Source organism: Paraburkholderia sp. 32 (assembly GCF_050435345.1).
In the GTDB taxonomy this organism is placed as follows: domain Bacteria; phylum Pseudomonadota; class Gammaproteobacteria; order Burkholderiales; family Burkholderiaceae; genus Paraburkholderia; species Paraburkholderia tuberum.
The window spans coordinates 1,388,011-1,401,842 of sequence record NZ_JBNDKD010000001.1 but is presented as its reverse complement, the minus strand read 5'-3'; the positions used below and the strand labels follow the sequence as shown (position 1 = coordinate 1,401,842).

The window sequence follows — 13,832 nt, the reverse complement described above, 5'->3', positions numbered from 1 at the left end:
ATCGTGGCGGGGTTGGCGTGGTTTTCGCGCGTGTCCGAGTGATCTTGTAGTCATCATGACAGGATCGTCGTTTGATCGAGTACGGACAGCGTACAATCGTGTGAATGAAAACTCATGACCATCGCCCACGCGTCGCAGCAGAGCGCCGAGAGCGCATGCGGGCGCGCTTGCTGAAGAGCGCACTTCGTCTCGTAGCGGAGAAAGGCCCCGCATCGACGTCGATCGATGATGTGATCTCTGCCGCGGAAGTCTCCCGGGGAACGTTCTACAAATACTTTGCCTCTCCGGAAGCGCTGATCCGGGAACTGGCCGGGACGGTCGCAAACGAGCTGATTGCTTTCGCCGAGCCGGTCGTCCTGCAATCCGAAGACCCGGCTGAACGAATCGCCTGCGGCATTCGTCTGGTGTCGCGACTCGCTCTGCACTACCCGGTCGTTGCCAGCTTCCTCGTGCGCGTGAGCTGGCCCGATGCGCAAGGACCGGGGCTTCTGCTCGATTTCGCGCGACGGGATCTGGCCAACGGCATACGAACAAGCCGCTTCAGGCCAATGCCGCTTGCGCTGGCGCTCAACGTTGTCGCCGGCGCCGTCCTCGGCGCAACGCATTCGATGTTGCAGCCGGGCTGCGATCCGGATTTCGCCGAACAAAGTGCAGCCGCAGCCCTTCGCGCGCTCGGCCTGCCGGGCAAAACTGCCGATCGGCTAGCGACACGAGCGCTCCCGACGCTCGCGAGTTTCCCAACGGGCCTGATGTCAGAGGTGCTCAACCAACCGGCCACTGCGGAGGAGAACACCGTCAGGAGGCGCGGCGTGACAGCCTGAAGCCACTGACGGGGTGTCAGCGCTGCCGCCCCGCGTTCATTGGGCTCGCGCCGATCGCGCTTTGGGCTCGGTCATCGTTCACGGGGCCGCCAATACCGGCGGCGAGGACGCGCTTGTCAAGCGATTCTTCCACCTGGATCCCCAGTGAATTCAGCACAGACGCCAACATCTCGTAGTGGCCGATCAACATGCAGAGTTCAATCAGCTTCTTGTCGTCGTACTGCTCGGCAAGTTGCCTCCACGTCGCATCGGCAATGACCCGGTCATGATGGATTTCATCCGCCGCTCTGAGCACGGCCGCGTGGTGTGCGCTCCATGCGGGCGAATCAGGGCCTTCGGCGACCCTCGCGATGTCGGTCGGGCTCAAGCCGGCGCCCAGCCCGATGCTGACATGCTGAAACCACTCGTATTTGCTTCGGCAGTTCCACGCAACGCGCAAGATGGCCAGTTCACAATCAATGCGGCTCAGCGTCCCGTAAGGCATCAGCGTCGAGGCGAACTTCCGCCAGGGACGGATGAGCCGCCGGTGCCGCATCAACGTCAAGAAGAGATTGGGTGCATTGACGCGTGCGCGTTTTCCCAAGATCCTCAACATCACGCGCGGAATCGACGGGAGTTGGTCCCGGCGCAGTGGGCTCAACCGAGGTGCGCGCAGGCTTCTCCACCCAAGGGGCGGCTCCAATGCTTTCTTTCCCGCAGAAGTCATGGCTAGAAATGCCTCCAAAAGGTCTTCGTTCATATCACCACAAACCTGTATAGCTTCCTGTCGACCCGACTATTGGCCGCCCTCATTGTCCGCGCCTGCCGTCTTCCTGTTGCCCACCCGCACCGCCTCTGCGGCTGCCGCGATCGAGAAGGGAAACGGGAACCGCCCCACTACCGCACTGGCCCTCGCTTCAAGCGCATCTTCCGGAAGTTCGATATGCAGGGAGATGCCGCTCGACTTGTTCTCGTCGACGCTCACGCGGGCGCCCGCAATGCCGGCTTCGACGAGCGCCGAGCGTAGCGCGTCGGCCGTTTCGCGCCGCTTCAGCTCCGGCTTGAATATCTTGCCGACGGCAGTGAGCGGCATCGCATCCACGATCCGGATCTGCTTGGGCAGTGCGGCCCGCTCGCTGATCTCGCGGCGCACGAACTCCGCCAGTTCCTGCTCGGTGGCGCTTGCGCCGGGCTTGAGCTGGACGTAAGCCACCGGCAACTCTCCGGCGTGCGCGTCGGGCCGCCCGATCGCCGCGGCGATCTGGACTGCGGGGTGGCGGTGAAGCGGTTCCTCGATCGTCGCGGGATCGATGTTGTGGCCGCCCCGAATGATCAAGTCCTTCTTGCGGCCGGTGAGCCGGAAATAGCCGTCGGCATCGCAGCACCCCAGGTCTCCCGTATTGAGCCAGCGCTTGCCGTCGCCCAGATCCAGCCAGAGCCCCCTGTTCTGCTCGGGCTGCGCATAACCGGCAAAGACGTTCGGGCCGGAGATCACGAGAATCCCGGCTTCGTTCGCGACGCAGTCGCGGACATATTGGCCGGTGTCGTCGACGATGACGGCCTTCATCGCCTGCCCTGGAATACGCAGCCCGATCGACCCCAGCCGGCGGTCTCCGAGCGGCGGATTGACGCTGCTCACGCAAACCCCCTCGGTGAGCCCGTAGCCCTCGAGAATCCTGATGCCGGTGCGCTCCTGGAAGACACGGAACACCTCGACCGGCATCGGCGCCGCGCCGCACAGGCCGTATTCGAGCGAACCGATATCGCGACCGCCCACGGGAACATCGAGCAACGACGCGTAGAGCGTAGGGACACCGCTGAAAAAGTTGATGCGGTGGTGTTCGACGATTTCCCAGAAACGCTTGACGACGCCTTCGCCGCGATAACCCTGCGGTGTACCGAGCACCACGTGTGCGCCCCGCGAGAACGGCACGAGCCCCGTCGCCAGAACGGCATTGACATGAAAGAGCGGCAGCCCGCAGAACACCGTCTTGCCCGGGCCGATGCTGTCGCCGAACAATTGGCCGACGCTCCAGGCGTTGGCGACCTCATTGCGGTGGCGGCGCATGGCGATCTTCGGCAACCCGGTCGTGCCGCCGGTACAAAAATAGGAGGACGACTCGTGGGCGCTGAAGCGGCGCCGGCTGTCCAGTGCGGCCCCGGACTCCCGGGCGATCGCACTGCCGAAATCATGGATCGTGACGTGCGAAGGAACGGCGCTGCGAACACCGCCGCCGCCATGCAGCCTCGAACACTCACGGCGTTGCAGGAACCGGGCCGCGAGCCGCTTCGGGCCTCGCACGCGGTCTGCGAGATTGACGAGCACCAGATGCTGCAGAGACTTCACCTCGTCGAGGACGGCCTGCACTTTAGGCCAAAGGTCGGTCCCGGGGAACGGGGCCAGCGTGACGAGCACCTTGGCCCCCGATGCATTGAGCAGGTCGGCAATGGCCGCGCCCTCCAGCAGGGGATTGATGGCGCAGACGATGCCGGCCGCCTCCCCGCCCCAGATGACAAAATGGGTTTCCGGCAGATTCGGCAGCACATAGGCCACCACGGAGTCGCTGCGCAGGCCCAGGCGCGCAAACAGATTCGCGGATCGAGTGATGTCACGGAGGAGCTCCCGGTAGGTCCAGCACTCCGCCTTCCGGTGATCGTCGGCACGCAGAAAGAACGAGAGCGCGGGCGCTGACGGATCGACGGCCGCACCGCGGCAGATCATCTCGTAGGTGCTCGCGGGCAGATCCGCCGGCACTCCTTGCGCTTCGATCGCAAGGACGTCCGCCTGGCTTGCGATCCCTTTCATGCCGCCTCTCCGACGATGCGATTGCGCTGCACGCCGAGATCGATCAGACCGTCGGGGCTGGCGATACGCGCTTCGACGAGGTCGCCGGCCTTCAGATACTGACTCCTGCCCGCTTGCACATTCATGAACATCCTCCACTTGACTGCTTCAGGCAGCAGTGCGGCAATCTTCTGTTTGCCCGGGGACGGAACGCTGAGCGCACAGCCGGACGGCGTGCCCGTCGAGAGCAGGTCGCCGACATACAGGTCATGCACGCCCGACAGCTCGGTCAGCGTCTCGGCGGGACCATAGACGAGGTTGGCCGTCGAGTCTTTCTGGCGCACGGCGCCGTTGACGGTCAGCGTCAGATCGAGTCGTCGCAGCCTCGGGATGTCGCGCGGCTCGAGCAGACACAAGTAAGGGCCGACCGGGCCGAAGGTGCGGTAGCTCTTGCCTTTATAGAACTGCATCTGCGGGATCTGGATGTCGCGGGCCGAGTAGTCGTTCACGATCACCACGCCTGCGATGTACTCGTGCAGATTCGCATCGGTGATCGACTGAAGGGACGTGATGTCGCGCTTCATCACCAGACCCAGTTCGATCTCGTAGTCGAGAAAGCGCACCTCCGGGGGCCGCACGACGGGCGAGTCGGCCGGGACGACACAGCTCGTCGCCTTCGTGAAGATCATGTTGAACGTCTTCGCATCCGGGTCCATGCCCGATTCGATCATGTGCTGGCGGTAGTTCGCGCCTTGACAGACGAACTGCTGATTACGCGTGACGGGCGAGAGCCACTCCACTTCAGACTCGGGAATCGCCGGCCCGGTCAACGCGGACAGCGTCTCGATATGGTTCACGCGGATGAAGTCGGCCGTCGTCTCGAACTCGCCCGGAATCGGCGTGACGATGCCCTTGCGGACGACGCCCCACTGGGCGCGGCCTTGATGCTTGTAATGCAGAACGTGCAGTGACATAAATACGCCTCGAATGGCTTTGCAAAATGGCTCGCGTCAGGCGAACAGCTTGGCGAGCGTTTTCAGCTTCTCCACCGTCACGTCGGGACTGTGCCGGAGGTTGCGGATGAGCGCTGCCACACTGGCCGGCGTGAACCTGGGTTTGGTGAAGCTGCGCGGCATGGTCGGCCCCCACTGCGACATCGCTTCGCGGCTGACGGCATGCACCCCCAACGGTGCATCTTCGGTGAACAGGTCGCCGTCGCAGTAGTGCTCGTGCTTGTCGCCCCACGGGTCCTGCCAATAGTCGAACACCTGGCTGCCGAGGATGTGTCGCCCGATACCCCAGGCGTGCGTCCAGCCTTGCTCGCGCAGCAGGCGTTGTCCCATCCCGACCGCATCGGCGTCCACCACCTCGTAAGCGCTATGGCTGTAGAGCGGTGCGAAGCCTTGGGCCAACGCGAGCGAGTGGTGGTCCGCGGGCGTGGTGCCGAGATCGAGCCGCATGAAGGTGACCGCGGGCGAGCCGTCAGGAAGCACCTGCACGTCGCTTGGGATGAACCCGAAGTGCTGCGTGTACCACGCGCAGGTCTGCTGAAAGTCGGCCAGTTCGAGCACGACGTGCCCGAGGCGGATGACGTCCGGCGCCCCCACCGGCGGGCGCTGCGTCCCGTTGATGCGCACTGCGGCGTCCACGGAGTTCAACGGCAGCGGCGGCCGATGAGGTAGCGCTGACGCCGGCGCCTGGCCGAATATTGCGTCGACGCGGAAACCCGACGGGTCGACCAGGCCCACACGGTAGCCGCCGCCTGGCCACTTCGACGACTCCACGTCCGATGCACCGGGCACGCGCGAAAGCGCCTCAAGATCGGCCCTGCTGTTCACGCGCAAGCCGAAGCCGACGAAACGGGCCTTCGCCGCCTTGCGAGCCACGTAGCAGAAAGGCGCGGCTCCGGTGCCCCGCAGGAACATCCGCTCGCTGTCGCGCGACACGGTACGAAGCCCGAAGTCGTTCAAAAACTGCTCGGCTTTTGCGAGGTCGGGGCGATCAAAAATCAGGTACGCCAGCGCCGACGCTTTCGTCGTCGGGCGCGGATGGCGAGCCGGTTGTACAGTGGTCAGGTTCATGGCGGAAGCCTCAGGCGGCGGGTACGGTAAGTGCGACAGAGGGCGCAGGCGCGCCGACGGGGGCGCTGATCGGCGCGCCAAGCAAGGCCAGGCTCTCGCGCACCAGCCGGCTCGCTTCGGTCGCCGGTCCGTCGTGGAGGATCGTCCGGTCAGGGCGGATCACGGCGGCCCAGCCGACCGATACGACGCGAGGAAGGAAGACGCCGTCCAGGTCCTCCCAGCTGCCGCCTGGCGCAAGATGCAGCCGCTGCCCGCGATGCGCGATCTGAACGACAGTGCCGCCGGCAGCGGCAAACGCGGTGGCCGTCTCGTTATCGAGCGCAGCGCCCGCGTCGCTGCCGAACCCGACCAGCGTGAGGCCCTTGCCGAGTACGTTGTCGCTCAGGCAGGTTGTGCCGTCGCAGCCGCGCACCCAGCCCTGAGCAATGACGGCGCCGCGCACCAGCCTGGTCCGTGTCCGGCCCTTGACGAAGAGCCCGCGCGAGTAGGCGTTCTTCGGCTTGAGGCCCAGTTCTTCGAAATGCGCGCGCAGCTGTGGCACGAGCCGCACCATACGCATCAAGCCGTGTGTGAACAGCGCGAGACCGCCATTGCGCGGCATCACCAATTTCCCCATCAACTTCGCGAAGTTGATCATCGCCTTCACATGGGGACGCCGTTCCTGATCGTAGGTCTCGAGAATCTGCGCAGCGGCGCGCCCGCGAATGACCCAGGCGAGCTTCCAGGACAGATTGGCTGCATCGCGCAGCCCGGCGACCAGTCCCTGCCCGACGAATGGCGGCGTGATGTGCGCGGCATCGCCCGCCAGGAAAACGCGTCCTTGGCTGAACGCGTTCACCGTCCTGGCGTGAAAGCGGTAAACAGCCTTGCGCTCGATGACCATGTCGTCAACGTTGCCCCACGGAGCGAGCAGCTCGCGAATGCGCGCCTCGGACTCCATGTCCTCGCGCGTCTCCCCGGGCCGCAGCATGAATTCCCAGCGCTCACGCCCGCCGGGTGCGGGCATATGCGGAGTCGGCCGCCGGTGATCGCAATTGAACTCGACATGGTCGATCGGGCGTGGCACGTTGCGGGCATCGACGATCAGCCAGTCCTCGACGAAGGTCTTGCCTTTGAACTCCTGCCCGATCAGTTGGCGCACGAGCGAGCTGGCACCATCTGCGCCGACCAGGTAGCCGGCCTGGACCGAATGCGTACGGCCCTGACCCAGGTCCAGCGACGCGACGACAAACTCGTGCCCTGCCTGGAATCCGCTGAGCGAAACCCCGAGGGCGGTCTGCACGTGGCCACACCCCGCCAGCCGGCTGCGCAGGCACCGCTCGAGGTCCGGCTGATAGAACGTCACGAGCTTCGGGTGACCGTCCAGGCTACCCAGCGTGTTGGCCTTGCCGAACTCGCCCAGCGCCGGCGAGCGCATCCGCACATAGGGTATGGCCAGCGTCTCGAAATCGCCTTCGGCCACGCCCGCCAGTTGCAAGATACGCAGTGCCTCGTTGTCCAGCGCGATGGCCCGCGGCGCCATGAAGATGTCGGTTGCCTTGTCGATGACCAGGACCTGCACGCCATGACTCGCGAGCAAATTGGCTAGCGCGGCGCCTACTGGCCCAAAGCCGACGACCAGCACGTCGACGACCGACGGCAGCGCTCCGACTGTCCGCCGCAACGAATCAACGCACCCACCGGGCCGAGCGCTCATCTGCGCAATTGTTTCCACTAGGAACTCCGCTTATCCGTTTCGCCGGTTCCGACCGGCTCTTTGTGACATTGATCACCCTGACGGGGCACTCGGTTGTGGGTGTCAACCTACGTTCCACAGCAGCTGGGGACCAGGCAGCATTTGCGCACGATCCTCGCCGATCTCCAGGGCAATCAATTCGTTGCACAACATGGCCATCTTCCAAAGCAGTGCCTCGTTTCCCGGCCGGGCGGCCAGATTGGTCTGCTCCAGCGGGTCCGCCAAGGTGTCGTACAGCTCCAGATCGTTGAATCGCACGAGCTCGGCAAACGAACGCGGCGTATTGTGTTCAGTAGACCGAAAGTAGCGGGCAAACTTGTACCGCCCGTCGAACACGCCCCGCATTCCGCTCCTCGTTTTCATGCTTTCCAGCAGCAGACCCTTGGTCATGAAAAGTGTCCTCGACAGGGCGCCGTGCGCCGAGGTCACCTCCTGGATCGCCTGGGGGGGCACGCCGTAGATGCGGCTGTCCCACTGATACAGAACGCCTTTGCGGCCACTGCCCGTCGTTCCGCGGTCGCTGGCATGGATTGCCTCCGACAAGTCCACTCCCTGCAGCTGCGGATACGCCGCACGTCGCTCGACCTCATTGATCCCGGCGAATGAAAGGAGGGTTGGCGCGATGTCGATGTGACTGGCAAGGGCAGCGGTGTCCCCGCCAGCGGGCATATCGGGATGCCAGACTGCAAACGGCAGGCAGCAGTTCTCGCGATAGATGACGTTGCCTTTGCCTCGCAGCGCGTGCGCCCCACTTAGCTCTCCGTGATCGCTCACAAAGACGACCACTGTGTCGTTCCACCCTCCGGAGGCATCCAGCGCGTCATAAACGATGCCGATGTTGCGATCCACGTCTCGCAGGCAATTGAAGTAGTAATTCTGGTAGTTCCGCCAGGCGTCGCGATCATCGAGCGGAATGCGTCCGAGCCCCATGTCATAGTCCAACTCGAAGAGCTTGTGCGCAGACACCCGCCCACTGTCGGCATCCTTGCCGAAATTGGCTGGCAGGTCGAAGCCGAGGTTCTGCCGAAAGAGCGGATCGTCGGGCGCGGGCTTGAGCGACACGCCGCCGATCGGCAGCTGGACATAGGTCTCGAACTGGCGCTGCGTCGCCAGGAAATACATGATGTCGTGCGGGTTGACGAAGTTGACGGCCGCAAACCACGGTTGGCGGGCGTTTCGTCGGCTGCCGATGAACTGCGCGGCCTTCTCCGCGATGCCGCGATCGGCATCGAACCCGGCGAGGGCGCCGTCGAATTCGCGATCCTGGTCGCTGATGGCGAAACCGTAGCTGCCAAACAAGGCCCGCATCCGATCGGTTCCGACCGGCTGGGAAGGTAGGTGGCTCAGATGCCACTTCCCGAAATAGGCGGTTTCGTAACCGGCATCCTGCAACATGGTTCCAAGCGTGGGAACCGACTCATAGAGGTCGTGCGCAAATGGAACGGGCACGTTCTCGTAGACACCGTTGTATTGATAGTGGAGTCCCGTGTAAATGTTCCCGCGCGCCATCGAGCAAAGGCCGGTTACTCCGTTCATGCCCGAGAATCTCATCGCGCGTTCGTACAGCCGATCTCGATGAGGTAGATGAAGACCTTGGGGAAGCATGGAACCGTGTCTCTCCTGGTCGGTGACAACCAGCAAGATGTTCGGCTGCCGGGCGCGGCGCGCACCAAAGTGTGCGCGCGGACGCTTAGCGTTGCCTAAAGCACGGGCAGCTATCATTCCGCCGGCAACCGCAATGCCGGCGCCTATCAATAGTTGTCTTCGATGCAGATTCATGACGTCCTCGGTGCTACTGGAAAGATACTCGAAAGCTCTTGCCGGAAATTGCGGACGGCGCGGCGTCTGCGCGCAGGATCGAGCTCGTGTTGACATTCACGGCCGGTCGAGCGTGTTGAGCGCAGCATCGTGTCCCCATATAATAATGACGATATTGCCATCATGACACAAATGTCGTTACGCATGCTACACGACGAACGATAGACATCTCGTTCGACCGCGAGCACGCTGATGTGCAGCCGGGCTTCTCGCCGAGTCCTCGCCGATATCCCTGTCAAAAGACCTTGATCAGTCGTATTTGACTGAAGCTGCCCGCCCTTGCATTACGTGAACTGACCGTCGCCATGTACTGAAGCGTCAGCGCGGCATTGAGGACCGGCACCTTGGTGGTGAAGAACCCCCCGGCATTCAGCGTTTGGTAACGACTCGAGCCCCAGGGGTTGTTGGAGTCGCTTTGATACTGCTGAACGAAGACGGTATGTAGTCCGAACACCCCGATGGAAGCCTTGTATGCTGCCGCCCCTTCCAGACCCAGCCAATTGCCGCTGCGCACGTTGTCGTCCCGGTTCGTGGTGTTGAAGCCCAGGCTCAGCTTCACTGTGAGCGCAGTGCGCGGGGTCGGTAGGTAAGCCACCTGGATAGCCGGGCGCACCGTATAGAAATTGCCGAAGCCGATGTCTGGGGCTGATGGGTTCGACGCGTTGTATTGGCCCGTCGGCAGCACAAGTGAAACGCCTGCCAGAACACGAAGCTGCTCGGCGGCATAGAGCCAGCCAGCCTGCAATTCAAGGTCGCCGATACCCGATACGTCGCCAGAGCCAGCTGCTGCCTGGCTAGCAAGGCTCCCTTGATACGATGCGCCGAACTGGGCCGCCACAGCGCTTTGCGCTGCGGAAGGAACCGCCGGATTCCAATGCAGAGCGGGCGTTGAAGCGTTGACTTGAGTCGTCTTTGTCTGAGTGCCGTACGGCAGGAGGCCGCCAAAAACCAGGCGACCGCCGCCGTAGGTGTCGCTCGTGATGTAGCCCACAGCGAGGTTGAAAATCTTGAACGTGCCTGTGGCGTCGACCTGGGCGGTGCTGGCGCCATAGGAGGGATACAGCGCCGCGGGGTTCGGCGCGGGCAGCGGCACGGTTCCGCCCGGAATGGGGGCTGTGAGCGTATTGCCGTCGTTACCGGTCACTTTCTTAATGTCGATGTAGGTCGCGGCAACACCGACGGCAAGCCCTGAGGAATCGGGAGGCGCGAACATTTCACCGCCAATGGCGCCGGCAATGTTGTACCTCACCTGGAAATCTTCCCCTGCATGCGCAACGATGGAGGTAAGGCTGCTTACCGCCGCCAAGCCAAGATAAATGGAACGATGCAACATCTGTGTCTCCTCCTCTTTTTTGTAGAACTACGGCAACCGGTGTCCCACCGGAGCCATCCATCGGCTCCGGAAGACATGTGTTTCTCCTAGTTGAAAGAAGCGTGGCGGGCGCGTTAGCTGGGCAACGGACTGCTCTGGACCAGCGTTTTTACACGCCGGTGCGGGATGAAAGCTCTGGAACCACAGGGATGAATGCTCCGTCAACCGCTTTTTAGTGGTACGTGGCTGACCTCGATGTTGCGCATGGCGTTCTCGCCCGCACGGAACAGGAATCGTTGCGTTCCGGACGCCGCCAGGGTACAGCCCTGAGCGCACACCGACGTGATCTGCGGCGACCCGGTGCCGCAAACGATTACGCAATTCGTCGACTTGTCCTGAATCACCGAATAGTCGGTCCGATCGCGTACCTGCGACTCAATGAACGGATCTCGCAATCGGCCACATGAACTGAGCAGCAACAGCAGCCCGGGCAAGGTTGCATATCTGGTTAGCCGCATCGTGTTCTCCATGATTTCTCCAGCAGCGGTAGGCGATGCCGCGCACGGTGGCTTGTCGGGGCTTCGCTCGGCGCAAGCCTGACCGCGCCGATAGGGCTATGTCTGCCGTCGGCCAGCATTGGTGTTGCATGCGGCATGCGCATCACCCATTACACGACGCAATGGCCGTTATGTGGTGTTCATGGTGACAGTATCGTCATCGTGACGATATTGTCGTTTATACCTAGGCGGCAGGGGCAACACGTGGTTTGGGAGAATCGGACTGTTCGTGCATGCATGGACCCGATGCCTTTTGGAGGCTTCTTTTTCTGGATATCGAAGCGGTCTGCATCGCCCGCGGCCGCGATGAGATCCGTGCACCCTGTCCTGGGCAAAATCGCGGCTTGCCGGAAGCGGCAGCCGGCACAAAAAACAGGCTTGGGCTAATCGTCCGGATCGTGCGAAGTCTGGCGGCCGGCGCATGCGGAGGCGCTTGCAACAAGCCGAAGTCTCAACACCATTTAAATCGGCGCGGAGCGTCATTTCGCAGACCTATGTATCGAAATTTGTCTGCGATCTCTGGCTCGGATCCGAAGCAGTTCAAAGCTGGGGGGCGCAGACACTGCGCCCTTTTGCTGGACCGGCTTCCGCAATGCCAAAACCAATGCCAATTTCTTTGGATAGCTCCTGAAATACCTTGTGAGGAACAGCGCCTGTTGCGACATGCATGGCAGCTGCGGCGGCGACCCAGGATTGGGTTTCCACCGCTCCAATTCCTGCCTTGGCCATCACCTGTTCGGGATCCCAGTCGTCGAACTGGTTCAATCGACCGGAGCAGTACGCCTCCATGAACGCCTTGTCCCAGCCGTCGTTGAGCCCGGCCAGTTTTGCAGGCATGAGGACGCTAGCGAGGATTTTTGCAACGGTTCGGTGGGCTTTGATCTCGTAGTCGATCCAGGCTTGTTGCGTCACCTGCGATTGCGCCTTGCCTTGCAGGATGTAGGGTCTCCATCGGTCCTTAACCGAGTCGATCGGAGGAAACAGCCTGCTCGGGTCGTGGGCCAGCCCGCCGGTACCGATAAAGAGCACGCGAGCTTGACGCAGCGAGCGCGCAAAGTTGCCGACCGCCTCCCCCAATGCCCGGGCGCGCGCATAGGGGCTGAATGGCGGTTGGAGGCAGCTCACGAAGATCGGCAGGACAGGATAGGCGGCCAGCCCGCCGGTCAGGTACTTCAGTGCCTGCGAGAAACCGTGGTCAACCTCCATGGCGTATGAAACGGCCGTGTCCACACCTTGGCCACGTATCGACTTTACCGCCTGCACCGCCAGGTCCCTGGGGACATTGAGATGGCCCGGCGTCCCGCCCACATCAGCAAGCGCCGTCGCTTGCACCGCGACACAGAACGACGGCATGCAATTCATTTGCTGCCCCCCATAGTGATCGACGCCAAAGAGGATCACCAGATCAGGTGCGAACGAAGCGATGCGCGCGCGCTGACCCTCGAGTGCCTCGAGAACGTTGCGCACTGAACGACTCTGCTTTGCAGGGAAGTCCAGGATGGGAGAGTGCGACGCGCACACCATCATGAAATCCATTTACTCACTCCAGAGCGGCTCGCGCCGCCATCTAAGCCCTTTTGCCGGGCGGCCCGAGAACAAAAATTTGTCTCTTGCTTGATCGATCAACCAAGGCACGGTATCATGGCCACTTCTACTGGTCAAGCAACGTGGAGGTTCCGAGATGAAGTTCTGTAGTTTTGAGACCGCTCAGCGGCGGACTTATGGCGTCGTGTGTGACGCAGGTGTCGTGGATCTTAAGGGTGCATTGGGTGCGCAAGCACCGGAATCCCTTGAGGCGCTCATTGCAGCGATGGCCGATCATCGCTTGAGACAGGAGACGATCACGGCGGCATTGTTGGGAGTCCAGCCAATTCCATTGAACCAGGTCTCGTGGTGCCCTCCGCTTTCTCGACCTGGTAAGATCATCGGCGTCGCCATCAATAATCGGATGGGACAAGAGTTGGCATTTCGGCCGTTTGCAAATCCCGCCTTCTTTCTCAAGCCTGCCAGCTCGCTGATAGGTTGCGGACGATCCGTAATCGTGCGAGAAGAGTTCGGTCTGACTCACCCCGAGCCAGAGCTTGGGGTAGTGATTGGGCGCGGCGGCAAGATGATTGCGGAGTCGCAGGCACTCGACCACGTCTTTGGCTACACCATCGTGAATGACGTGACCTCACCCGGGCTGAAAGAACAAGACAGCCTGGAGATTGTTCTTCCCGGGGTGGTCCGTGGCGGATACCGGGAACTTTTGACCTGGCGTCACGTACGAGACGAGGAGCACGAGCGCTCGATCTATCTGACGTATCACACATTGTCCAAAGGTGCCGATACCTTTGGTCCGATGGGGCCTTGGATCGTCACGCGCGATGAAATTCAGGACCCCAATCGGCTGACGATCAACTCCTTCGACGGCGATGATCTTGTCTTCGAAGATTCAACGGCTAATTTGACATTCTCGGTACAAAGGATTATCGCCCACGCGTCCAAATACATGACGCTTGAACCAGGCGATGTGCTGCATTGCGGCACTGCGATGCAGCCGCGGATCGGTGGCAAGTATCTCATGCTGGCTCATTGGGATCTCCGACGCTCAGGCAAGCCCATCTCGGTAGAAATTGAAGGCATAGGCAGACTGGAAAATCCAGTTATCGTGGAGGGCTGAAACCAGCTCAAAAAGAAGATTGATGCCTAATGCAAACGGAAAAACGAAAAGACCGTCGATCCGAACCTCGCTCGCGACCGCA

The 13,832-nt window shown here is 62.1% G+C and carries 11 protein-coding genes; 2 read left to right on the top strand and 9 right to left on the bottom strand.

From position 1 onward, the window contains the following. Window positions 1–104 precede the first annotated feature (104 nt). Entirely contained in the window at window positions 105–821 is a 717-nt protein-coding gene (locus tag OKW26_RS06645; RefSeq protein ID WP_184063255.1) for a TetR/AcrR family transcriptional regulator, read from the top strand. A 16-nt stretch (window positions 822–837) separates the two neighbouring features. On the opposite strand, the gene OKW26_RS06640 is transcribed toward OKW26_RS06645, so the two are convergent. From OKW26_RS06640 to OKW26_RS06600, 9 genes are all read right to left on the bottom strand, one after another. Beyond that, window positions 838–1,560 carry a carboxymuconolactone decarboxylase family protein gene (locus OKW26_RS06640; RefSeq protein ID WP_429353053.1) on the bottom strand — a complete coding sequence of 241 codons (723 nt, stop codon included), beginning with the start codon at window positions 1,558–1,560 and terminating at the stop codon, window positions 838–840. A 36-nt stretch (window positions 1,561–1,596) separates the two neighbouring features. Next, window positions 1,597–3,606, bottom strand: coding sequence for an acyl-CoA synthetase (locus OKW26_RS06635; protein WP_429353052.1), 2,010 nt, complete (start codon window positions 3,604–3,606; stop codon window positions 1,597–1,599). Next, window positions 3,603–4,559 (bottom strand): fumarylacetoacetate hydrolase family protein, encoded by a 957-nt coding sequence (locus tag OKW26_RS06630; RefSeq protein WP_429353051.1) that lies wholly within the window; start codon window positions 4,557–4,559, stop codon window positions 3,603–3,605. The genes OKW26_RS06635 and OKW26_RS06630 overlap by 4 nt, the downstream gene beginning before the upstream one ends. Window positions 4,560–4,595: 36 nt before the next feature. Beyond that, window positions 4,596–5,666, bottom strand: coding sequence for a VOC family protein (locus OKW26_RS06625; protein WP_429353050.1), 1,071 nt, complete (start codon window positions 5,664–5,666; stop codon window positions 4,596–4,598). 10 nt (window positions 5,667–5,676) lie between these two features. Beyond that, window positions 5,677–7,362, bottom strand: coding sequence for a bifunctional 3-(3-hydroxy-phenyl)propionate/3-hydroxycinnamic acid hydroxylase (locus OKW26_RS06620; protein ID WP_184063558.1), 1,686 nt, complete (start codon window positions 7,360–7,362; stop codon window positions 5,677–5,679). Between the two features lie 102 nt (window positions 7,363–7,464). Further along, window positions 7,465–9,180 carry a sulfatase-like hydrolase/transferase gene (locus OKW26_RS06615; RefSeq protein WP_184063240.1) on the bottom strand — a complete coding sequence of 572 codons (1,716 nt, stop codon included), beginning with the start codon at window positions 9,178–9,180 and terminating at the stop codon, window positions 7,465–7,467. A gap of 274 nt (window positions 9,181–9,454) precedes the next feature. Further along, entirely contained in the window at window positions 9,455–10,552 is a 1,098-nt protein-coding gene (locus OKW26_RS06610) for a transporter (RefSeq protein WP_184063238.1), read from the bottom strand. 200 nt (window positions 10,553–10,752) lie between these two features. Further along, the gene (locus tag OKW26_RS06605) at window positions 10,753–11,061 is read right to left on the bottom strand and encodes a hypothetical protein (protein ID WP_184063235.1); all 309 of its coding nucleotides are present in this window, start codon (window positions 11,059–11,061) and stop codon (window positions 10,753–10,755) included. Window positions 11,062–11,628: 567 nt separating this feature from the next. Further along, a complete protein-coding gene (locus tag OKW26_RS06600; RefSeq protein WP_184063232.1) occupies window positions 11,629–12,624 on the bottom strand; it encodes a hypothetical protein in 996 nt (331 codons plus the stop codon). A 145-nt stretch (window positions 12,625–12,769) separates the two neighbouring features. Between OKW26_RS06600 and OKW26_RS06595 the strand changes: the two genes are divergently transcribed. Beyond that, the gene (locus tag OKW26_RS06595) at window positions 12,770–13,750 is read left to right on the top strand and encodes a fumarylacetoacetate hydrolase family protein (protein WP_429353049.1); all 981 of its coding nucleotides are present in this window, start codon (window positions 12,770–12,772) and stop codon (window positions 13,748–13,750) included. Window positions 13,751–13,832 lie beyond the last annotated feature (82 nt).